General features: G+C 72.6%; 18 protein-coding genes. 9 read left to right on the plus strand and 9 right to left on the minus strand.

The genetic code is table 11. The features are described from left to right. Positions 1-156: 156 nt before the first annotated feature. On the plus strand, positions 157-1,560 hold the full coding sequence (locus ACP4J3_RS02340) for an MFS transporter (protein ID WP_426529806.1): 1,404 nt from the start codon (positions 157-159) through the stop codon (positions 1,558-1,560). A 90-nt stretch (positions 1,561-1,650) separates the two neighbouring features. On the opposite strand, the gene ACP4J3_RS02345 is transcribed toward ACP4J3_RS02340, so the two are convergent. From ACP4J3_RS02345 to lnt, 4 genes are all read right to left on the minus strand, one after another. After that, positions 1,651-3,597, minus strand: a complete 1,947-nt coding sequence (locus ACP4J3_RS02345; RefSeq protein ID WP_426529808.1) for a helix-turn-helix domain-containing protein — start codon at positions 3,595-3,597, stop codon at positions 1,651-1,653. A 75-nt stretch (positions 3,598-3,672) separates the two neighbouring features. After that, positions 3,673-4,482: a 3-hydroxybutyrate dehydrogenase gene (locus tag ACP4J3_RS02350; protein ID WP_426529810.1), complete on the minus strand. Its 810-nt coding sequence runs from the start codon at positions 4,480-4,482 to the stop codon at positions 3,673-3,675. Between the two features lie 54 nt (positions 4,483-4,536). Beyond that, positions 4,537-5,016, minus strand: a complete 480-nt coding sequence (locus ACP4J3_RS02355) for an NUDIX hydrolase (RefSeq protein ID WP_426529812.1) — start codon at positions 5,014-5,016, stop codon at positions 4,537-4,539. Between the two features lie 68 nt (positions 5,017-5,084). Beyond that, on the minus strand, positions 5,085-6,695 hold the full coding sequence (gene lnt, locus ACP4J3_RS02360) for an apolipoprotein N-acyltransferase (RefSeq protein WP_426529814.1): 1,611 nt from the start codon (positions 6,693-6,695) through the stop codon (positions 5,085-5,087). Positions 6,696-7,025: 330 nt separating this feature from the next. On the opposite strand from lnt, the gene ACP4J3_RS02365 reads away from it, so the two are divergent. Further along, a complete protein-coding gene (locus ACP4J3_RS02365) occupies positions 7,026-8,093 on the plus strand; it encodes an O-antigen ligase family protein (protein ID WP_426529816.1) in 1,068 nt (355 codons plus the stop codon). Between the two features lie 114 nt (positions 8,094-8,207). Here the strand turns inward: ACP4J3_RS02365 and ACP4J3_RS02370 are convergent, their stop codons facing one another. Next, positions 8,208-8,750 (minus strand): hypothetical protein, encoded by a 543-nt coding sequence (locus tag ACP4J3_RS02370; RefSeq protein WP_426529818.1) that lies wholly within the window; start codon positions 8,748-8,750, stop codon positions 8,208-8,210. Between the two features lie 106 nt (positions 8,751-8,856). Further along, positions 8,857-9,642 carry a glutamate racemase gene (locus ACP4J3_RS02375; protein WP_426529820.1) on the minus strand — a complete coding sequence of 262 codons (786 nt, stop codon included), beginning with the start codon at positions 9,640-9,642 and terminating at the stop codon, positions 8,857-8,859. Between the two features lie 57 nt (positions 9,643-9,699). On the opposite strand from ACP4J3_RS02375, the gene ACP4J3_RS02380 reads away from it, so the two are divergent. Continuing rightward, complete coding sequence (locus ACP4J3_RS02380; protein ID WP_426529822.1) at positions 9,700-10,875, plus strand: glycosyltransferase; 1,176 nt, start codon at positions 9,700-9,702, stop codon at positions 10,873-10,875. Here ACP4J3_RS02380 and ACP4J3_RS02385 read toward each other — a convergent pair whose 3' ends face one another. Next, positions 10,876-12,144 carry a TerD family protein gene (locus tag ACP4J3_RS02385; RefSeq protein ID WP_426530365.1) on the minus strand — a complete coding sequence of 423 codons (1,269 nt, stop codon included), beginning with the start codon at positions 12,142-12,144 and terminating at the stop codon, positions 10,876-10,878. It abuts the gene before it with no gap. Between the two features lie 301 nt (positions 12,145-12,445). On the opposite strand from ACP4J3_RS02385, the gene ACP4J3_RS02390 reads away from it, so the two are divergent. From ACP4J3_RS02390 to ACP4J3_RS02405, 4 genes are all read left to right on the plus strand, one after another. Then, positions 12,446-12,880 carry a DUF6643 family protein gene (locus tag ACP4J3_RS02390; protein ID WP_426529826.1) on the plus strand — a complete coding sequence of 145 codons (435 nt, stop codon included), beginning with the start codon at positions 12,446-12,448 and terminating at the stop codon, positions 12,878-12,880. A 45-nt stretch (positions 12,881-12,925) separates the two neighbouring features. After that, positions 12,926-13,753, plus strand: a complete 828-nt coding sequence (locus ACP4J3_RS02395) for an MOSC domain-containing protein (protein WP_426529828.1) — start codon at positions 12,926-12,928, stop codon at positions 13,751-13,753. Positions 13,754-13,934: 181 nt separating this feature from the next. Beyond that, a complete protein-coding gene (locus ACP4J3_RS02400) occupies positions 13,935-14,540 on the plus strand; it encodes an Rv1733c family protein (protein WP_426529830.1) in 606 nt (201 codons plus the stop codon). A 109-nt stretch (positions 14,541-14,649) separates the two neighbouring features. After that, entirely contained in the window at positions 14,650-17,094 is a 2,445-nt protein-coding gene (locus ACP4J3_RS02405) for a right-handed parallel beta-helix repeat-containing protein (protein WP_426529832.1), read from the plus strand. 35 nt (positions 17,095-17,129) lie between these two features. On the opposite strand, the gene ACP4J3_RS02410 is transcribed toward ACP4J3_RS02405, so the two are convergent. Then, positions 17,130-19,433, minus strand: coding sequence for a hypothetical protein (locus tag ACP4J3_RS02410; RefSeq protein ID WP_426529833.1), 2,304 nt, complete (start codon positions 19,431-19,433; stop codon positions 17,130-17,132). A gap of 336 nt (positions 19,434-19,769) precedes the next feature. Here ACP4J3_RS02410 and ACP4J3_RS02415 point away from each other — a divergent pair, with 336 nt between their 5' ends. Both ACP4J3_RS02415 and ACP4J3_RS02420 read left to right on the plus strand, forming a co-directional pair. Further along, positions 19,770-20,600: a DeoR/GlpR family DNA-binding transcription regulator gene (locus tag ACP4J3_RS02415; RefSeq protein ID WP_426529834.1), complete on the plus strand. Its 831-nt coding sequence runs from the start codon at positions 19,770-19,772 to the stop codon at positions 20,598-20,600. Between the two features lie 58 nt (positions 20,601-20,658). Beyond that, complete coding sequence (locus ACP4J3_RS02420; protein WP_426529835.1) at positions 20,659-21,138, plus strand: SRPBCC family protein; 480 nt, start codon at positions 20,659-20,661, stop codon at positions 21,136-21,138. Between the two features lie 3 nt (positions 21,139-21,141). Here the strand turns inward: ACP4J3_RS02420 and ACP4J3_RS02425 are convergent, their stop codons facing one another. Beyond that, positions 21,142-22,266, minus strand: a complete 1,125-nt coding sequence (locus ACP4J3_RS02425; protein WP_426529836.1) for a PLP-dependent cysteine synthase family protein — start codon at positions 22,264-22,266, stop codon at positions 21,142-21,144. Positions 22,267-22,538 lie beyond the last annotated feature (272 nt).

Below are 22,538 nucleotides of genomic sequence, written 5' to 3' on the forward strand. Positions count from 1 at the left end.
CCCCCCCGCCCCCCGCCGCGCCGCGGGCGCCCCCCCCCCCCCCCGCCGCGCCCCCCCCGCCCGCCCCCCCCCCCCCCCCCCCCCCCCCCCCCCCCCCCCCCCCCCCCGGCGTCACTTCCCAAGGAACGCGAGGAGCGCGGTGTTGACCTCCTCCGCGTGGGTCCACAGCAGGCCGTGCGGGGCGCCCTCGATCTCCACGTAGTCGGCGGACGGGAGCGCCTTGCGGAAGGGCCGCGCGGTGCCCTCGACGGGCACGACTTCTTCCTGTACGGGTCGGCCGCCGCCCTCGTCTTCAACAAGCTGTTCTTTCCGGACTCCGACCCTCTCGTCGGCACTCTGCTGTCGTTTCTGACGTATGCCGTCGGATTCGCCGCACGGCCGCTGGGCGCTTTGGTCTTCGGACACTACGGCGACCGGCTCGGCCGTAAGAAGCTGCTGGTGTTGAGCCTGCTGCTGATGGGCGGGGCGACCTTCGCGATCGGGTTGCTGCCGACGCACGCGCCCATCGGATCCGCGGCGCCTGTGCTGCTGACCGTGCTGCGGCTGGTGCAGGGCTTCGCGCTCGGTGGTGAGTGGGGCGGGGCCGTGCTGCTGGTGTCGGAGCACGGGGACGCGCGCCGGCGTGGCTTCTGGGCCTCGTGGCCGCAGACCGGTGCGCCCGCGGGGCAGTTGCTGGCGACGGGTGTGCTGTCGCTGCTGACGGCTGTGCTGTCGGACAGCGCCTTCGGAAGCTGGGGCTGGCGGATCCCGTTCCTGCTCTCCGGCGTGCTGGTGATCGTTGGTTTGTGGATTCGTCTGTCTGTCGATGAATCGCCTGTCTTCAAGCAGGCACTGGCACAGGCGGAGGCGCGCAAGGCCGCACACGCTGCCGCGGCCGACGCCGAGAAGCTGCCGCTCGTCGCCGTCCTGCGCCACCACTGGCGTGACGTGCTGGTCGCGATGGGCGCGCGTATGGCGGAGAACATCAGCTACTACGTCATCACGGCCTTCATCCTCGTCTACGCCACCACCTCCGCCGGCGTCTCCAAGCAGACCGGCCTCAACGCCGTCCTGATCGCGTCCGCCGTGCACTTCGCCGTCATCCCGGGCTGGGGCGCGCTGTCGGACCGGATCGGTCGCCGTCCTGTCTATCTGGTGGGCGCGATCGGCGTCGGCCTGTGGATGTTCCCGTTCTTCTGGCTCATCGACACCGGCGGTTTCGGCACCCTGCTCCTCGCCGTGACCGTGGGTCTGGTGTTGCACAGCGCCATGTACGCGCCCCAGGCCGCCTTCTTCTCCGAGATGTTCGCCACCCGGATGCGCTACTCCGGTGCCTCGATCGGTGCCCAGTTCGCCTCGGTCGCGGCGGGCGCTCCCGCACCGCTGATCGCCACCGCACTGCTGTCCGACTACGGCAGCTCCACCCCGATCGCGCTCTACGTCATCGCCGCAGCCGTCCTGACGGTGATCGCGGTCGGCGCGGCCAAGGAGACCCGTCACCGGGACCTGGCCGACATCGCCCCTTCGGCCGCCGATACCGAGCCTGCGGCGACCCGGGCGACGGACGCGCACACGGTTTGACCACTGACCCGGGCCCTGATCCTGCCCCCTGGTCACTGGCTCATACGGCGGCCCTGAAATCCGACCCCCGTACGTCGAGGCGTACGGGGGTCAGCGCTGTGCCGGTGCCGACAACCGGCGCAGGCGCAGGGCCAGTTGGATTTCCAGGACGCGAGCCGGGCTCTGCCAGTCGGCGCCGAGGAGGCGGCCGACGCGCTCCAGGCGCTGCGCGACCGTGTTCACATGGACGTGGAGCTCGTCCTTGGTGCGGGCCGGGCTCATTCCGCAGGCGAAGTACGCGTCGAGGGTGTGCAGCAGGTCGGTGCCGCGGCGTTCGTCGTAGGCGACGAGCCGGCCGATCGTGCGGTCGACGAAGCCTGCGATGTCCCGGTCCCCCGCCAGCAGCAGCCCCAGGAATCCGAAGTCCTCGGCGGCCGCGCCGTCCCCGGAGCGGCCGAGCAGTCGCAGGGCGTCGAGGCAGCGCCGGCTCTCCTCGTAGGCGGCGGTCACGGTGTCCGGGCGGGCGGCCAGGTCCTCGACCGGAGCGGAGGCGCCGACGCTGACGGCTTCGTGCACGGCCGTACCGAGGTGCCGGGCGGCGCGGCGGGCCACAGCGGTGGCCGTGTCTCCCGGTTCGAGGGGCAGGAGCAGTACGGTGCCGCCGTCGCGGGCGGCGGCCAGGCCGTGCCGGGTCGCGGCGAGGTGGGACGCGGCGGACCACAGGCGTCTGCGCGCGGCTGCCTCCTGGTCGGCGTCGGCCGCCGCGGCGTCGAGGCGCGCGGCGAGGACGACGTGGGTGGCGTCGAGGTCGGCGTCCAGCCTTGCCGCACGCTCGCGCAGCAGCCGGGGGTCTCGGTCGCGGGCGTCGAGGAGGTCGTCCAACAGCTCGCCCCGGACGCGCTGTTCGGCCTCGGCCGCGGAGCGCCGGGCCAGGAGCAGCAGGGAGGTGACGGTAGCGGCGCGCTCCAGGGTGCGCTGGTCGACGGGGTCCAGGCCGGGTTGGCCGCGCAGCACCAGAGCGCCGAGGAGTTCGCCGCCCGCGGCCACGGCGGCGATCCAGTCGTCGGCGTGACGTACCGCGTGGCCTTCGGCGCGGGATGCCTCCAGGGCCTGGGCCGGAGTGGCGGTGACCTCGGTGAACTCGACCGCGCCGGCCAGGACTTGGGAGACGGCGGCGGCCACGTCGTGCACCCCGCCGCCGTGCAGCACGAGCTGGGCGAGCCGGTCGTGCACGTCGGAGGCCCGTTCGATGACCCCGCTGCGGTCCCGGATGATCTCGTTCGCCCGCTCCAGGTCGGCGAGGGCCGAGCGGGTCTCGGTGAGCAGGTTCGCGGTGTCGATGGCGGCCGCTGCGAGGGCGGCGAAGGAGCCGAGCAGCGCGATCTGCTCCCGTTCGAAGACCCGGGCGCGCCGGTCCGCCGCGAAGAGGACCCCGATGACATGGTGCCCCAGCATCAGCGGCACCCCGAGGATGGCGACCAGCCCTTCGTCGCGCACTCCGGCGTCGATGCTGAGGGTGTGCTGGAAGCGGTCGTCCTTGAAGTAGTCGTCCGTGACATAGGGGCGGGCGGTCTGCGCGACGAGTCCGCCGAGCCCCTCCCCCATGCCGAGCCGCAGTTGCTGGAAGCGGGCGGCGACCGAGCCCTCGGTGACCCGCATGTAGGTGTCTCCCCGGGCCGGGTCGTTCAGGCTCAGATAGGCGACCTCCGTGCCCAGGAGCGAGCGGGCGCGCTGCACGATCGCCTGCAGTACGGCGTCCAGGTCCCGCAGGCCGGCGAGGTCGTGGGCCGTCTCGAACAGGGCCGACAGCTCGGCCTCGCGTCTGCGCCGTCCCTCCAGTTCGGAGCGCACGCGCAGCGCGAGCAGCTTGGCCTGTTCGAGGGCGACGATCTGCTCGGTGGCCCTGCCCTCGGCGCGGGCGAGCAGCGCCGGCTGCTCGTAGGCCTCGGCGGACGCGCCCCGGGCCAGCAGCTCCAGAAACGGTGTCTCGGCGCTGCTCAGGGACGCTCCGGCTGCGGTGGCGGAACGCTGGTCGGAATGCACGTGATCGCGGGACATGCCGACAGGATTGCTCATCGCACCGTCGTCCCGTCAGCCCTGTGGATAACTCGGACTACCGCCGGCCCCGGCCGGTCAGTGCGCGGTCCAGCCACCGTCGAGCACCAGCGACGTACCGGTCACGAAGGACGCCTGCGGACCGCACAGATACGCCACGGCCTCCGCGACCTCCTCCGGTTCGATGAGGCGCTTGACCGCGCTGTCCTGCAACAGCACCTCGGACAGCACCCGCTCCTCGGGAATGCCGTGCGCCCGGGCCTGGTCGGCGATCTGCTTCTCGACCAGTGGGGTGCGCACATAGGCGGGGTTCACACAGTTCGAGGTGACGCCATGGGGTGCGCCCTCCAGAGCGGCGGTCTTGGAGAGTCCCTCCAAGCCATGTTTGGCGGCCACATAGGCCGACTTGAATGCCGAGGCGCGAAGCCCATGGACGGAGGACACATTGACGATCCGGCCCCAGCCCTGCCCGTACATATGGGGCAGGGCACCACGGATGAGCCGGAACGGCGCCTCCAGCATCACAGTGACCACCGTGTGGAAGACGTCGGGCGGGAACTCCTCGATGGGGCGCACGAGCTGCAGCCCGGCGTTGTTGACCAGGACGTCGGTGCCGGCGGCGGCGAGTTCGGCGGCGTCCAGGTCCGTGAGATCGAGGATGTGCGGTTCGACGGCGCCCGCGAGCCCTCGGGCCCGTTCGGCGAGCTCCTCCAGGCCCGCGGCGTCCCGATCGACCGCTCTGACCTTGGCCCCCGCGGCCGCGAGCCGTAGCGCACAGGCACGGCCGATGCCACCGGCGGCACCGGTGACCAGCGCGGTGCGGCCGCCGAGGTCGAGCGGGGAGAGCGAGGACGAGCCTCGAGCCGGGAGGGTGCTGGGCGAGGTCATGGCTCGACCCTAGGCACCACCGCCACCAGGCCACATATGGTCGCCACACATACTTCAGTCCGAGGCCATAGGTTCGAACCACGTGGGTTCGTCAGCCAGCGCTTGCTTGATCCGAAAGAGCTGACGCTCGCCCATCTCGGGCAGCGCGTCCACCTCGAACCATCCCACCTGCACGGACTCGTCGTCGTTCACGCGTGCCTCGCCGCCGACGGCGCGGCAGCGGAAGGTGATGTCCATGAACTGGCACTTGTCGCCGTTGGGATAGGTGATCTCATGGCCGGACCTGACCAGCACGACGCGCTCGGTGACGCACCGGACGCCCGTCTCCTCGTACACCTCCCGCACGGCGGCCTCCGCCGGCTGCTCACCCGGGTCCGGGATGCCGCTGATCACCGTCCACTTGCCGTTGTCCGCGCGCTGCCCCAGCAGGACCCGCCCCTCGTCGTCGAAGACGACGGCGCTGACCCCGGGGAGCCACAGCAGTTGGTGACCGGCGGAAGCCCGGATCGTACGAATGAAGTCAGGAGTAGCCATGGCCCCGACCCTAACCGGCCGGTGAGGGCGCCCCCGGCGGGTTCCGGGGGCGTGCGACCGGCGTACGGCTACACGTCACCGGCGCGCCGCGCGCGCAGCCCGGCGCCGATCGCCCAGCCGAGACCGCCCGCGGCGACGACCAGCAGGGCGATCTCCGGCAAGACACCCAGCCGCGTGGCGGGCGTCTCGGTGGAGCGCAGCGGCACCTTCTGGACCAGCGAGTCGGCCACGAACATGCCCGTCCGCTGCGTGATCTTTCCGTCCGGCATGATGATGGCGCTGACACCACTGGTGACCGGCACGGTGACGGTCCGGCTGTGCTCGACGGCGCGGACCCGGGACATGGCGAGCTGCTGATAGGTCATCTCGCTGCGGTCGAAGGTCGCGTTGTTGCTCGGCACCGAGATCATCTGCGCGCCGTCGGTGACCTCGGAGCGCACCGCCCAGTCGAAGGCCGCCTCGTAACAGGTGACCAGGCCGACCTTGGCGCCGTCCATGGTGAACACGCCCGGCTCACTGCCCCGGCTGAAGTCCTTGCGGACCATCGAGGTCCAGTTCTCGTTGATCGCCCCGACGAGCGAGCGCAGCGGCAGATACTCGCCGAACGGCTGGATCTGCCGCTTGTCGTAGGTGTCGACGGGTCCCTTGACCGGGTCCCACAGGATCTGCTCGTTGAGCAGCTTGCCGTCCCGTTCGACGACGCCGCCCACCGAGATGGGCGCGCCGATCGCCTTGGCGGCCGTGTCGATGACGGCACGGGCGTCGGCGTTGGCGAAGGGGTCGATGTCGGAGGAGTTCTCGGGCCACAGCACGAAGTCGGGCTGCTCGACCTTGCCGGCCTTGATCTCGGCGGCCAGGCGCTCGGTCTCCCGTGCGTGGTAGTCCAGTACGGCCCGTCGCTGGGCGTTGAAGTCCAGCCCCGCGCGCGGCACGTTGCCCTGGATGACCGCGACGGTGGCCGTACCGTCCTCGGCCTTGTCGCTGACCAGCGGCCGCGCGGCCACGGCACCCACCACGGGCACGGCCACGCTCAGCAGGGCCACGGCCGCGGCGGACCGCTGAACCGCCTGAGTGCGCCGTCGCTGAAGGACCAGGCGTACGACCTCGTAGAGCCCGAAGCCGCACAGGACGATCGCGAAGCCGAGCACCGGAGTGCCACCCACCGCGGCGAGCGGCAGGAAGAGACCGTCGGCCTGGCCGAACGCGATCTTGCCCCAGGGGAAGCCGTTGAACGGCGCACGCGCGCGTGCCGCCTCTCCGGCGATCCACAGCGCCGCCCCCCACAGCGGCCAGCCCGGCAGCTTCGACACCGCGGCGACGCCCGCGCCCACCAGCGCGACGAAGAGCGCCTCGATCGCGGCGAGCGCGAGCCAGGGGCCGGCCCCGACCTCCACTCCGGTCCACACCAGCAGCGGCAGCAGGAAGCCGAGGCCGAAGAGGTAGCCGAGGCCGAGGCCCGCCTTCCAACTGCGGCCGCGCAGCACCCAGCCGAAGACGGCGAAGGCCGGCAGGGCCAGCCACCACAGGGTGCGCGGCGGGAAACTGACGTAGAGCAGCACTCCGGAGAGCGCCGCGGCGAGGGCCGGAACCAGGCGCACGAGCCGTGCCACGCGCGAAACGGGCGCTGTCTGCGGCTCCAGTCGGTCCGACTCGTCCACGGAGGTTGCGGTGACGGTCACTCCGGGAGTGTACGGCGGTTGACCTTGGCACGGACAGCGCGGCCCGGTCTCCACGGGGTCCCGCACGGACCCGAGCGGTACGTACGGTTCCGGGCGAGCGCGGAGCGCGGCGAGGCGAGGCCCCCGGGCCGTCGCCAAGCCCTCTACAAACCTCTCCACACCCCTCGGCGCTCGAGCGACGCATCGTTCCTGCACGACACGTCCACAAATCGACCATAAGCCGTTACGGTATGCCGGAGCCTCAGTCGTACCGGCCGGTGAGGTCCGGGGGGCGAGGATCCGTCACAGGTCGGGGGACCGGTTTCGGGGGGCGGGTTGGGTGTCGCGGGGATGACGTCTGTGGCAGGTCCGCATGAGGGCGGTGACAGACGAAACGTTTCTGACGCGGCGGGCGTGGTGGTGCTGGGCGCCTGCGCGGCGTGGTCGCTGATCTCGGCTGCCGTGCACGACGGCCGCCCCGAGGGTGTGCTGCTGGCGATCCTCGCCGTGACCGCCGGGTATGCCGCGGGCCGGATCGGCGGGGCGCTGCTGCCGGTCGCCGCACCCTGTGCGGGGGCTCTGGCCGGAGTGAGCCTGGCGGTGAGCGCTCCGCATCTGTCCCCCGGCCCGCAGATCGTCACCCCGATGGGCCACGCCGGGACCATCGCCGCCGTACTGACCCTCTCCGTCGGCGCCGCCTGCTGCGCCGCCTGGGCCGCCACGTCGCCCGTGCTGCGCCTGGGCCTACGGGCCCTCGCGGCCGGAATCGCGGTCACCGCCGCCGTCCTGGGATCGACCAGCGGCTTCGTCACCTGCTCCGCGGTCCTGCTCTGCTCGCTCGCCGCCGGCCGCGTCCGCCGGCGCGGCGTCGGCATCGCGGCACTGGCCCTGGCCGCGGCCTCCGTCACCGGCCTGACCTGGGCGATCGCGGCGAAAGCGGTGCCCGGCGGGCTGCTCGCCCAACTGGAGGGCACGCTGACGGCGCACCGGATCGACCTGTGGGGCGACGCGCTGCGCCTGGCGCGCGAGGATCTCGCCCTGGGCGTGGGCCCGGGCCGCTTCAGGGAACTGAGTACGACGGCGGCCGGGACGCCGCTGTCCGACGGCAAGCCTCACTCGGCGCCCCTCCAGCAGGCGGCGGAACAGGGCGTCGTCGGCGTACTGCTGCTGGCGGCGGCCTTCTGCTGGATGCTGTTCGCGCTGTGGCGCACCGCCCGTCCCACCCCGGTCGCGCTCACCGCGGGCGCGGCCCTCACGGCCGTGGCGGCGATCGCCGCGGTCGGCAACGCGCTCAGCTTCACCGCGGTGTCGGTCGGCGCCGGTTTGCTGGCCGGGCTCGCCACGGCACGCCCGATCGCCGTCGAGTCACCGCAGCGCGAGCACGAAACACGCACGCGTGGAGACCGACTGTCCCCATGATTCGGTGTACGGCACTGTTGCGGACCCACATGGTGCCAACCGACATACGGAAACCTCGGCCGACGAAAACGACTGCAGCCCTACAGCCAGGAGCCGGGCCTCGCGGCCTCGGCCTCAGTGCGCCGGTCCAGCCGCCCGCATCCGCAGTCGCTCCCTGATCACGCTCACGGCCGCCTCCGCGTCGTCCACGGTGACCGTGAACGTGTGGCCGTCCCACAGGCGCAGCACCAGTCCCTCGCCGCGCCGTACGACCACCGCGGTGCCCTTCTCGGGCCGCCACCTGTAGCCCCAGCCACCCCAGTGGCGCGGGGTCACATGGGGCACGAAGTCGGCGCCCACCACCTCGGACAGCGGGATACGGCGGCGCGGCACACCGATATGGCCGCAGCGCACCTCGAGGTACTCCTGGTCGACCTTGAGGGCGACATGTACGAAGGCCAGCGTGCCGAAGAGGACCAGCACCCCGGCCGCGATACAGCCCACGACGGCCATGGCGAGCGGCGCGCCGCCGCCCGTCCACGGTGAGTCGACCGCCAGCTCGATCCCGAGCGCCATGCACGCGGCGCCGATCAGTGCCAGCAGCCACTGGACCCGGTTGGTCGCCCGCCCGGTCCAGACATCGGGGTGCGGGTTCCTGCCGTGGGGGTGGTCCCTCATGGCTATGAGGTTACTCAGGTTTCGCTGCGCCGGTACCTCGATGCGGAGGGTGACTGCGCCGGCCGGGCCGACCGCGGACCACATGCGTCCGTTTCGTGACCGCCGGTCACTGCGCGGGGCTGACGGCCTGGAGGAGACGACCTTCGGCATAGGTCAGGGCGGGCTCGGGGAGCTTGCCCTCGCGGCCGCTCAGCAGCACGATCAGGGTGCCGCTCGCCTCGGCCTCGGGGGCGGGCTGCTCGCCGAGCCGGCGCAGCGCCTGGGCGGCGACCGCTCCGGCGGAGCCGTGCAGGACGAGGGGCGGGCGGCCGGGGCGCTGGACGGCGGTGCGGATGCGGTCGGCGACGAGTTCGTAGTGCGTGCAGCCCAGGACGACGGTCGTCACATCGGCGGGGGTCAGCGCGGCGGCCGCGGCGACGGCGGCCTCGATCGCCGTCTCGTCCGCGTGCTCGACGGCTTCGGCCAGTCCGAAGCACGGCACCTCGGTGACGGGGACGCCGTCGGCGAAGTCCTTGATCAGTCCGCGCTGATAGGGGCTGCCGGTCGTGGCGGGCGTGGCCCAGATCGCGACGGGGCCGCCGCCGGCCGCGGCCGGCTTGATGGCCGGGACCGTACCGATGACCGGTATGCCGGGTTCGAGCCGGGCGCGCAGGGTGGGCAGGGCGTGCACGGTCGCGGTGTTGCAGCCGATGATCAGTGCGTCGGGCCGGTACGCGGCGGCGGCGTCGGCGACGGCCACGGCGCGCCGGGTGAGGTCTTCGGTGGTCCGGGGACCCCAGGGCATGCCGTCGGGGTCGAGTGAGAGCACGAGATCCGCGTCGGGTCGCAGCCGTCGTACCGCGGCGGTGGCCGCCAGCAAGCCGATTCCGGAGTCCATCAGCGCGATCTTCACCCGGCCACGATAGACGATGGGCCGTTGCGGGCCGCTTCGGTGGGGCAGACTTCGCGCGTGAGCGCCATCGCGTGGACCGCCGCCGGATCACTCGCCGCCTGGCTGTGGCTGCTGCTGTGCCAGGGCTTCTTCTGGCGTACGGATGTCAGGCTTCCGCCGCGGACGCGGCCGGACGAGTGGCCGTCGGTCTGCATCGTCGTACCGGCGCGCGACGAGGCCGCGGTCCTCCCCCGGAGCCTTCCGTCGCTGCTCGCTCAGGACTACCCCGGGCGCGCGGAGATCTTCCTCGTCGACGACGGCAGTGCGGACGGCACCGGGGAGCTCGCGCGCGAGCTGGCGCACGAGCACGGCGGACTGCCGCTGACGGTGGACTCCCCCGGCGACCCGCCCGCCGGCTGGACGGGCAAGCTCTGGGCGGTGCGGCACGGCATCGGCCTGGCACGCGCGCGTGACCCCGAGTACCTCCTGCTGACGGACGCCGACATCGCGCACGCGCCCGACAGCCTGCGCGAGCTGGTCGCGGCGGCCCGCACCGGAGGCTTCGACGCCGTCTCGCTGATGGCGCGGCTGCGGGTGGAGAGCCGGTGGGAACGGCTGGTCGTGCCCGCCTTCGTGTACTTCTTCGCACAGCTTTATCCCTTCCGGTGGATCGGCAGGAAGGGGGCGCGGACGGCGGCCGCGGCGGGCGGCTGTGTGCTGCTGCGTACCGATGCCGCCGAGCGGGCCCGCGTCCCGGACGCCATCCGGCAGGCCGTCATCGACGACGTGGCGCTCGCGCGGGCCGTCAAGCGCGGCGGCGGCCACATCTGGCTGGGGCTGGCCGAGCGGGTGGACAGCGTGCGCCCGTATCCCAAGCTGCGCGATCTGTGGCGGATGGTCTCGCGCAGCGCGTACGCCCAGTTGCGGCACAGCCCGCTGCTGCTGGCCGGGACGGTCGCCGGGCTCGCGCTGGTGTATCTGGTGCCGCCCGCGGCCCTGATCGCGGGCCTGGTCGGTGGGGACACGGCGACGGCGGTCGTCGGGGGTCTCGCGTGGCTGGTGATGACGGGGACGTACGTACCGATGCTCCGTTACTACCGCCAGCCGCTGTGGCTCGCTCCCCTGCTGCCGTTCACCGCGTTCCTCTATCTGCTGATGACGGTCGATTCCGCGGTGCAGCACCACAGGGGGCGCGGCGCGGCCTGGAAGGGCCGCACCTACACGCGCCCGGACGCGCTGCCCGACGAGGGCTGACTACTTGCGGCCGGGCGTCCAGTTCATGCCCCACCCGTAGGCGTGGTCGACCGTGCGCTGCGGGCTGACCCCGCGCTCGGGCACCAGGTAGCGGGCCTCGCGCTGGACGATCAGGTCGTCGCCGGTGTTGGTGATCAGGGCGAGGGCGCACACCGTCGAGGGGACCGTGCACTCGTCGAGGGAGAACTCGACCGGGGCGCCGTGCTGCGGTGTGAGGGTGACCGTGGCATGGAGGTCGGCGAAGGAGCGCGCCCCTTCGTAGATGGTCACGAAGACCAGGATGCGCCTGAAGGCCCGCTGGTGGTCGAGGTTGATGGTGAGGTTCTCGCCGCCGGCCGAGGCACCGGTGCGGTCGTCGCCGTCGAGGTGGATGTACGGGGGCTGGTGCAGGGCGCCGAAGGCGTTGCCGAGGGACTGGATGACCCCCTTCCTGCCGTCGGCCAGCTCGAACAGGGCGCACAGGTCGAGGTCGAGGTCGTTGTGCATGGCGACCGGGCGGCCCAGCTTGCTCGCCCAGCCGGAGAACTGCTTGCGCACCTCCCAGTTGAGGTTCACGCGCATGGCGCCCGAGGTGCCGCCCTGCTTGGTCAGCGACACCGAGGGGGCCGCCTTGGTGAGCGTCACCTTGCTCAGGCTGACCGGCGGCGCGTGGGGCGGCGGAGGCGGGGCGACCGGCGGCATGGCGGGCGGCGGCGTGGTCACCGGGGCCGCCGCAGGCGGGGGTGTCGTCGTGGTGGGTGGCGTCTGCTGGGGTTCGTCGACCGTGATGCCGTAGTCGGTGGCGAGGCCCTCCAGGCCGCTGCCGTAGCCCTGGCCGACGGCGCGGAACTTCCAGGCGCCCTGGCGGCGGTAGAACTCACCGAGCACGAAAGCGGTTTCGACGGTGGCGCCGGTGCTCTCGAAGCGGGCGACGGCGGTGCCCTGGGCGGCGTCCTTGACCTCGATGTAGAGGTCCGGGACCTGACCGAACGTTCCGCCGTCCGCGGAGGCGGCGAGGATGACGGTCTCGATGGCGGGCTCCACGCGCGCGAGGTCGACGAGCAGGCTGTCGGTCACCCGGCCGCCGGCGTCCCGCTTGCCCTCGTGCCGGACGGCGCCCGAGGAGTGCGTGGACTGGTTGTAGAAGACGAAGTCCGCGTCGGAGCGGACCTTTCCACCGACCAGCAGCAGCGCCGAGGCGTCCACGTCGGGCACGCCCGGTCCGGAGCGCCAGCCCAATTCGACGCGCAGTGCCGTCGTCGGCACCGGCGTATTCGACCCTTTCGACATTGTCATGTCCGCCCCCATCGCCTGATCGCCGTGCCCGGGATGTCCCGGCCGCCCAGTGGGTTCTCTCTACAGGGCCAACCTATTCCCTGCCGCGCCGGACTTCGATCAGGGCCACGGGCAACACTGGTGGTCAACCACCGGTAACCGGCCCGGAACTCGGCATTTACACGATCCGAACGCCGATTGGCGTCCCTTTTTGCCAAGTTCGCTCGCATTGGGGATACGGCGTCACTGCGGACACATAAAACAACCCTCTTATCGGTCTCCCCAACCAGCACATCGTGGGCTTACCTTATGTGCCATGACCTCCCCCCGCTCCACCTATGGCGGCGGCTACTACTCCGCCTCCTTCCCGGACACCCCGATCTACGACTCGCTCGTGGCCGAGCGGGGTACCCCGCAGATCGCCCCGATCCGGGTCCCCGCCGCCTACGACACACCGGGCAGCAACCTGCCCGCGCTGCCGTCGGCGCTGCCCGCCCTCCCGGCGGCCCCGTCCCAGCCCTCCTACGGTTATCCGCCGGCGCAGCAGCCCTCCCCGCTGCAACAGGCGCCCGCGGCCTACATCCCGCAGCAGTCGGGCGCGCCGCGCGGCTACCCGGGTCCGCAGGCGCAGCAGCCCCGCCCGGTGGCTCCCGGCGGCACGGGCTACGAGGCCATGCGCCCCGCGGCTCCCCGCCCCGCCGCCGCTCCCTATCAGGACCCGTACAACAACCAGCAGTACCGCGGCTACTGAGCTGATCACCCCGGGGCTGTCGGCGCCGCCTGGCACGATGGCCCCATGGGGCATGCAGAGCTGAAGTCGATTCACGTACATCCGGTCAAGGCTTGCCGGGGCACAGCGCACTCGGAAGCCGCCGTGGAGCCCTGGGGGCTGGCCGGAGACCGACGCTGGATGCTGATCGACGACGGGGGAAAGGTCGTGACGCAGCGCCAGCAACCCCGCCTGGCGCTGGCCGCCGCCGAGCCGTTGCCCGGCGGCGGCGTTCGGCTGACCGCACCCGGCATGGATCCGCTGACCGTGCCCGTACCCGGCTCGGCCGGCACGATGCCGGTGGAGCTCTTCCGGGACAAGGTCGAGGCGGTTCTCGCCGAGGACGACGCCGCCCACGTCTGGTACAGCACCTATCTCGGCCTGCGTGCGCGCCTGGTGTACATGGCCGACCCGGGCTCCTGCCGCCCCGTGGACCCGGAGTACGCGCTGCCGGGCGAGACGGTCAGCTTCGCCGACGGCTACCCCTTGCTGCTCACCACGACCGCCTCCCTCGACGCCCTCAATTCCCTGATCGCACAGGGTGATCACGCGCACGAGGGCCCGCTGCCCATGAACCGTTTCCGGCCGAACGTGGTCGTGTCGGGCACCGCCGCCTGGGCCGAGGACGACTGGTCGCGCATCTCCATCGGCGAGGTCACCTTCCGCGCCGCCAAGAAGTGCGGGCGCTGTGTGGTGACCACGACCGACCAGACCACGGCCGAGCGCGGCAGGGAGCCCCTGCTCACCCTGGGAAGACACCGCCGCCTGGGCGGGAGACTGCTGTTCGGCCAGAACCTGGTACCCCTGTCCACCGGCACGATCAGGGTGGGCGACCCGGTCGCGGTCCTCGGCTGAGAAAGATCCCCGCCGACGACGCCCGGGTGGGAACCTCGGCTCGGAGCCCGTGCGTTGGACTCTTCGTGAGAAGTTCATGAAAGGCCCCGAAGGCAGGTGATTTCGCTCTCTCTTCGGCGGGGCCGGCCGGTGAACGGCTCCGCCACGGGTTATCACGGAGCGGGAAGGGGGTGGCCGGACGATGCGGGCGATCAGCGGGCTCTGGCGCTGGCGGCACAATCCGCTGCGCCGTGCGACCGATCTGGCCGAGGCCTGGGTCGCCCTCACGGCCCTGCTGCTGATCCTGGTCGTGACGCCCTTGGTGGGCGCGCTGGTGGGCGGCCTCGCTCAGGGCGCCCTGCAGGAGTCCGTGCGCGAACAGCGCGCGTCCCGGCATCTGGTGACGGCGACGGTGGTCCGCAAGGTGCCCGGCTCCTCGCTGGACGTCGATCCCGAGGCGGCCACCGGGCGGAACATGCGCACCCGGGTGCTGGCCGACTGGACCGCCCCGGACGGCACCGTGCACCAGGACCGGGTCATGGCCGGCCTCGAAACCCCTCACCCGGGCGACCGCTTCCCGATATGGACCGACGAGCACGGCCGTACCGTGGCCCGTCCGTTGGACTCCTCGACGGCGGCGACGCATGCCGTGCTCGCCGGGTTCGGCGCGGCGCTGCTGGCGGTCGGACTGATCGAGGGCGTGCGACGGCTGGCCGTCTGGCGCATGGTCCGTCGCCGGTACGAGCGTTGGGACCAGGCCTGGGACAGAGCGGGTCCGGACTGGGGCCGGACCGGCACCGGCAGCTGACGGCCTTCCGGCTCTGGTCAACCCACCGCCCGCGCGCACGCTACGGTGGACCGGCCGAACTCTTCGGCAGCAAAACCCGCGTACTACGAGGTGGGGGCACATCAACGCCATGGCACAGGGCACGGTCCAGGTGACGCACACCGGCACCTCGCGGTGGCGGCGCCGCACGGGTGAGTACGCATCGCTCGCCGCCGCCCTGGAGGCCGCGGCCGAGGGCGACGTCCTCACCGTCGCACCCGGCACCTACCGGGAGAACCTCGTCGTCCAGCGGGCGGTGACCCTGCGCGGCCCCGAGGGCTCCCCGGGCTCGGTGCGCATCGCGCCCGTGGACGGCGTGCCGCTGACGGTGCGCGCGTCGGCGGTGGTTCAGGACCTGCATGTGGAGGGCCAGGACGCGGCCGCGCCCGCGCTGCTGGTCGAGGAGGGCGCCCCGGAGCTGACGGACGTCCGGATCGTCACGCGGTCCGCGGCCGGGATCGAGGTGCGCGGCGGCGCGCGGCCGACCGTGCGGCGCTGCACCGTCGACAACCCCGCGGGCATCGGCATCGCCGTACTGGACGGCGGGGGCGGGGTGTTCGAGGAGTGCGAGGTCGTCGCGGCCGGCCAGGCGGGTATCGCCGTGCGCGGCGGCGGCCACCCCCGGCTGGAGCGCTGCCGGGTGCACCACGCCGCGGGCTCGGGGCTGACGGCGACCGGGGAGAACTCCGCGCTGGAAGCGGTCGGTTGCGAGGTCTACGAGGTCCGGGGCTCCGGCGTCCAGGTCACCGGCCGGGCCACCGCCCACCTCACCGACTGCGACGTGCACCGCACCACCGCCGACGGTGTCACCCTCGACACCGACGCCGTGCTGACGCTGGCCGACTGCCGCATCCACGACATCCCGGAGAACGCGGTCGACCTGCGCTCCCGCTCGATCCTCACCCTGACTCGCACGACGGTGCGTCAGTTCGGGCGCAACGGGCTGTCGGTGTGGGATCCGGGCACCCGCGTGGACGCCAACCAGTGCGAGATCTTCGACAGCACGGGCGACTATCCCGCGGTGTGGGTGAGCGACGGCGCCACCGCGGTGCTGGACTCCTGCCGGGTGCGCGACGTGCCGGACGCGCTGTTCGTGCTCGACCGCGGCTCCCGCGCGGACGTCGTCGACAGCGATCTGTCCCAGGTGCGCAACACGGCCGTGTCGGTGAGCGACGGCGCGACCGCCCAGCTCGACGACTGCCGGATCCGGGACGCGGCGACGGGTGCCTGGTTCCGGGACCACGGCAGCGGCGGCACGCTCAGCAACTGCACCCTGGACGGCACCCAGACCGGCGTGATCGTCACCAAGGGCGCCGACCCCACCATCGAGCGCTGCACGGTCGAGTCCCCGGCGGAGGCCGGGTTCTATGTCTCGGCGGGCGGGCGCGGCACCTTCCTGAACTGCCGGGTGCGAGGCAGCTCCGGCTATGGCTTCCATGTGATCGACGGCTGCCGTACGACGCTGCGGAAGTGCCGCACGGAGCGCTGCGCGCGCGGGGGTTACGAGTTCGCGGACGGCGGGCCGGACGCGGCCTCCGGGGTGGGCCCCGATGTGGAGGACTGCACCAGCGACGAGAGCGCGGGCCTCCGGCAGCCGCCCCCGGCGCCGGAGCCGGCCGTGCAGACGGCGCATCAGTCCCCCGGCCTGCTCGGCGCCATCCCCGGCCAGCGCACCACCGAGCAGGAGCCGCTCGTCGCCGCCGCACAGGCCGAGGAGAAGCCGACGCGGACCTCCAAGGCCGTCCTCGGTGAACTGGACGCGCTGGTGGGCCTGGAGAGCGTCAAGCGCGAGGTGCGGGCCCTCACCGACATGATCGAGGTGGGCCGGCGCCGTCAGCAGGCGGGCCTGAAGGCGGCGTCCGTCAAGCGGCATCTGGTCTTCACCGGCTCCCCCGGCACCGGCAAGACGACGGTCGCCCGCCTCTACGGCGAGATCCTGGCCTCCCTCGGCGTCCTGGAGCAGGGCCACCTGGTCGAGGTGTCCCGCGTCGACCTGGTCGGCGAGCACATCGGCTCCACGGCGATCCGCACCCAGGAGGCGTTCGACAAGGCGCGCGGCGGTGTGCTGTTCATCGACGAGGCGTACGCGCTGTCGCCGGAGGACTCGGGCCGGGACTTCGGCAAGGAGGCCATCGACACGCTGGTGAAGCTGATGGAGGACCACCGCGACGCGGTCGTGGTGATCGTGGCGGGCTACACGGCCGAGATGGAGCGCTTCCTGTCGGTCAACCCCGGTGTGGCGTCCCGCTTCTCCCGGACCATCACCTTCAGCGACTACGGCCCCGAGGAGCTGCTGCGGATCGTGGAGCAGCAGGCCGAGGAGCACGAGTACCGCCTCGGCCCGGGCGTCGCCGAGGCCCTGCTGAAGTACTTCACGGCGATCCCCAAGGGCCCGGCGTTCGGCAACGGCCGTACGGCGCGCCAGACCTTCGAGGCGATGGTGGAACGGCACGCGGGCCGGGTCGCCCAGCTGGAGGAGCCCAGCACGGACGACCTGACGCTGCTGTACGAGGAGGACCTGCCGGAGCTGATCTGACCCGCTGCGCGCCGGCCATAAAACCGCCGGCCGGATCAGCCCTCGGGCGTGGCCTGCGGCCGCTGGCCGGGCAGGCCGGGCCGGAGCCGTGCCAGCAGGCGCTCGCGCTCCTCCGCGAACGCCGGGTCGGCCTGGTACTCGCCGTGGCCGAGGATGGGCGCGGGCAGCGGGTGCTCCGGGGTGCGGCCGTACGCCAGCGGGTCCTTGAGGGGTGCGCCGTCCACCGCGGGGCCGCAGTCGCCGGGCAGCCGGACCGGGCCGCCGATGGGATCGGTGATCCGGTACAGGTTGCGCCAGCAGTCGACCTCGGCGTGCAGGGAGGTGAGCGCGGCCGGTCCGAAGTGGGCGGGGAACCAGCGGCCGTACAGGCGCTCCAGCGGGGAGCCGTAGGTCAGCAGCGCGACCCGCTTGCGGTCGGCCGGTGTGAGCTGCCAGACCGCGGCGGCGGCGAGCACACTGCCCTGGGAGTGCCCGGAGATGACCAGGCGGCGGCCCTCCTCGGCGCGGGTCCAGGTCACCATCCGCCAGGTCAGGTCGGGCACCGCGCGCTCGGCGTAGCAGGGCGGCGCGAAGGGGTGTGCGGCGCGCGGCCAGAAGGTGCCGACGTCCCACAGGATGCCGATGGTGCGCCGTGCGGAGGGGTCCTTGTAGGCGCGCCTGCCCCAGGTGACGAACAGTATGAAGCCGACGCCGATCAGCCAGGAGCCCAGCGCCTGCGCGGTCTGGGCGGCGCCGTGCACGACGGCGTACGTCCCGTCGGAGGCCCCGCTCGGTGTCTCGTCGGTGGTCAGGGCGCCGGCCAGGGCTCCGGCGCCCAGGAGCAGGGTCGCCGTGGCGGTGGTGGCGACGACGAGGGGGGCGCGGTCGGTGAGCGTGGCCATCGCGCGCGTGCTCGCGATGCGGCGGGTGCGTGCCGCGTCCCGGGGCTCGCCGGCGTAGTCGCGCTCCACCGTGCCCAGCTCGGTGCGGCGCAGCCGCCAGGCCCGCCAGGCCAACCCGCCGCAGAGCAGCAGCAGGAGGACCAGCAGGGGTGGGATGACGGAGGCCTGCCAGGTCAGCAGGACCGGCGGGCCGACGATCGAGGTGCCCGCGCCGTCGAGCCAGTCGGCGACCCGCTGGGCGACGCCGCCGGACATGACCCCGCCGAGGGCACAGGCCAGCATCACCACGGCGGGTCCGCCGAGGCCGCGCATCGCGGCGCGCGGGTCGGGCCGCGTGCGGTGCAGGACGTGGGCGACGACGGCGAGGACGATGACGAGCAGGCCCTGGAAGAAGGCGATGGCGCCGAACGTGGCATCGCCCGGGAGGCGGCCGGCCGACTGCCAGCCGGGCCGGTCCCAGCCCGCGTACACCAGGGCGAGCGCCAGCAGGACGAGGGCGGCGAGCGGCAGGCGTCGTACCAGATGTTCGTCGAGTTCCCGGTCGAGGCGGTTCTCGCTGCGGCCGCGGCGGCAGACCACCCAGACCACGACGGCCGCGCAGGCGACGATCGCAGCGTCCAGCAGCCACCCCAGCAGATCCAGCGGCGCGGGGCCCCCGGACCCGCGGTCGAAGCGCGCCGCCGCCGAGCCGACCGCCGCGGCGACCGTCAGCAGGCCGGCGGCGGTGTGCGCGGCACGCAGCCGGGCGACCAGCCGGCGGCCGTACCAGAAGCCGGGGCGGCCCAGGGAGACGCCGCCGGACTCCTCGTCGGGCTCGGGCTCGCGGGTCATCGGCTGCTGGGACTCGTACGCGCTCCAGGTGCGGCGGGAGAGATACCACAGCAGACCGGTCAGCGCGGCGGGCACCACGGCCGCCAGGGCGAGCCTGCGGCCCGGGTGGCTCCACCAGCCGCCCTCCGCGGGCGACAGGAAGCCCAGCCAGCCGTGCTGCTCGGCGCACGCGCGCGTGCCCGCGCACTGCCAGGCCGCGAGGTCCAGGGCGACCTCGCAGGCGGCGGCGACGAGCAGCACCGTCAGCGTCAGCCCCGCGAGCCGTACGAGCAGGCCGTACAGGCGTACCGTCCGGGCGCGGCCCCGGGTGGTGGGGCGCATCCAGTGGGCGAGGTTGACGACCATGAACGGCAGCAGCAACAGCCACAGGGCGCGTGCGCTGTTGCCGGAGGTGAGGTTGCACCAGACGTACGCCTCGGGCACCGGTTTGCCCCGGTAGTCGTCCGGCCGGCTCTCCGCGTCGGCGTCGTCGGCGCGCCGGAAGACCGCGGCCGTGTCGTCGCCGGTGATCCGTACGGTGCGCGGATCGTCGAGCATCTCCTGCGGCGTGGTGCCGCCGACGCCGTGGACCAGCAGTTCCAGGGCGGTTCCGGCATCCGGGTGCTCCGCACCCTGGCTGTCGGGCACTTGTGTGGCGGGGCCCGCCCCGCCCCTCGCAGCACGTTCCACTGTTCGCACTTCCCCCGTGACGAGCCGTCGGCTTCTGTCCGTGCGGGCACAAGGATCTCCACCGGGAGGGCCCCGCACACCTTCCCTCACGGAATCTCCCCGTTCCGTGTGAAGTACAGCGGAACGTCAGATGTGGAGGTGGCATGCTCGCGTCGGGACGGCCAGTGGCGCAAGGGGTACCCACCCATGCGAGGATGGGACGTCCCATCGGCCCGGAGGGACGCGAGAATGTCCTTGTGGGAGCCGGTGCGCGGGGTGTGCCGGACGGCTTGAGGCGAAAGGATCGGAGCGTACGTGAGCGAGAATCAGAACCTCCTCGCGGAGCAGCGGCGCTCCCTGATCCTGGACGAGGTCCGGCGCCGGGGCGGGGTCCGCGTCAACGAGCTGACCCGCAAGCTCGGCGTGTCGGACATGACGGTGCGCCGCGATCTCGACGCGCTCGCCCGGCAGGGCGTGCTGGAGAAGGTGCACGGCGGCGCGGTCCCGGTGGTCGAGGCCAGCACGCACGAGCCGGGCTTCGAGGCCAAGTCGGGTCTGGAGCTGACGGCCAAGGAGGACATCGCGCGGGCGGCTGCCGAGCTGGTCGCGCCGGGCAGCGCGATCGCCCTGTCGGGCGGTACGACGACGTACGCGCTGGCGCATCAGCTCGTCGACGTGCCCGACCTCACCGTGGTCACGAACTCGGTGCGGGTGGCCGACGTCTTCCACGCCGCGCAGCGCACCACGGGCCCCCGGCAGGGCGCGGCCACGGTGGTGCTGACCGGTGGGGTGCGCACCCCGTCCGACTCGCTGGTGGGCCCGGTGGCCGACCAGGCGATCGCGGCGCTCCACTTCGACGTGCTGTTCCTCGGGGTGCACGGCATATCGGTCGAGGCCGGCCTGTCCACGCCGAACCTCGCGGAGGCCGAGACCAACCGGCGCCTGGTGCAGTCGGCGCGCCGGGTCGTGGTGGTCGCCGACCACACCAAGTGGGGTGTGGTGGGGCTGAGTTCGTTCTCGACGCTGGAGCAGGTCGACACCCTGGTGACGGACTCCGGCCTGGAGCGCGAGGCGCGGGCGGAGATCGCCGAGCATCTGCGGCGGCTGGTGGTGGCCGGCGAGCCCGATGAGGGTGCAGACATCTGACAGGGCGCCAGCTATGGTGGCGCTGCCCGGTGCGGTGTCGGCATAGGGGGTTTCGTCCATGGCTCACCTGCTGCGTGCGGTGGGGCTCGACTTCGTCGAGGTCGCGCCGGTACGGCATGTCTTCGCGAGGGAGATCTCCGCTCCCCCTCAGGCGGTGTTCCGGGCGCTCGCCGAGGACGTGCCGGGCTGGACGCAGTGGTTCGCCGCGGTGACGCTGGCCCGCCCGCTCGACGACGGGGCGCGGCGCGAGATCCGGCTCAGGGGCGGTACGCGCTTCGAGGAGACGATCCTCGCGGCGAAGAGCCCGGAGGTGTACGCCTACCGCGTCGACGTCACCAACGCGCCGGGGGCCCGGGCCATCGTCGAGGAGTGGCGGCTCGCCCCGGCGGGGGCGGGGACGCGGGTGCAGTGGACGTTCGCCGTGGACGGGACGGCGCCCTTCCGGTTCACCTTCGGCCTCGCACGGGCCGGCCTCGGGCGGGCCTTCCGGGACGCGGTGACCTCGTTGGACCGGCGGCTGGCCGCGGCTGCCCGCTGAGGCTCACTCGGGCCAGACGCCCGTCCGAAGCAGTTGCTCGATGGCCGCCGTGTACGGCGCGATGTCCAGGCCCTGCTCGGTCAGCCACGCGTCCGAGTAGTACTTGTCGAGGTACCGGTCCCCCGGGTCGCACAGCAGTGTCACCACGCTCCCCCGCCGCCCGTCGGCCACCATCTCGGCGACGATCTTCAGCGCGCTCCACAGCCCGGTGCCGGTCGAGCCGCCCGCCTTGCGGCCGATGGCCCGCTCCAGGGCGCGCACGGCGGCCACGCTGGCCGCGTCCGGCACCTTCATCATCCGGTCGATGGCGCCGGGCACGAAGCTCGGCTCCATGCGGGGACGGCCGATGCCCTCGATGCGGGAGCCGCGGTCGCAGGTGACGTCCGGATCGCCGGTGGTCCAGCCCTCGAAGAAGCAGGAGTTCTCCGGGTCGGCGACGCAGATGCGGGTGTCGTACTGCATGTAGTGGACGTAGCGCGCGAGGGTCGCGGAGGTGCCGCCGGTGCCGGCCGTGGCGACGATCCACGCGGGCTCCGGGAACCGCTCCAGGCCGAGCTGGCGGAAGATGGACTCGGCGATGTTGTTGTTGCCGCGCCAGTCCGTGGCCCGTTCGGCGTAGGTGAACTGGTCCATGTAGTGGCCGCCGGTCTCGACCGCCAGGCGGGCGGACTCCTGGTACATCTTCCGCGAGTCGTCCACGAAGTGGCACTGTCCGCCGTGGAACTCGATGAGGCGGCACTTCTCGGCGCTCGTCGTGCGGGGCATGACCGCGATGAAGGGCACGCCGATCAGCTTCGCGAAGTACGCCTCGGAGACGGCCGTCGAGCCACTGGAGGCCTCGATCACCGGGCGGCCCGGCCGGATCCAGCCGTTGCACAGGCCATAGAGGAACAGCGAGCGGGCGAGGCGGTGTTTGAGGCTGCCGGTCGGGTGGGTCGACTCGTCCTTGAGGTACAGGTCGATGCCCCACCGCTCGGGCAGCGGGAAACGCAGCAGATGCGTGTCGGCCGAGCGGTTGGCGTCGGCCTGCACCTTGCGGACGGCTTCTTTCAGCCAGACGCGGTAGGAGGCGTCGCTGTGGTCGACGTCGAGGGTCACGCCGGACGGGGTCTGCTGGACGGTGCTCACGGCGTGCTCCTCATGCTCTTCGGACAACGGCGACCCGCGTGTCCGCCGCTTCGAGCATAGACATCTTCCGCACGCTTCTCACCTGCATAAACACACCTTTGAGAGCCTCAAAGGCAACCCTGGGCCGGGGGCCCCACGACCGCCGCCGGGGGCGCATTCGCGCGAGTGCTCCGAGTGCTCGCGCCCAGGTGGGACGTGTGTACTGGTGCTGGACGCGGTACGCGGGCACACTGCACCGGACGGGACAGCGATCCCGAACGGGGGCACACTGG

The sequence above is a fragment of the Streptomyces sp. UG1 genome (genome assembly GCF_049974585.1).
Lineage (GTDB): Bacteria > Actinomycetota > Actinomycetes > Streptomycetales > Streptomycetaceae > Streptomyces.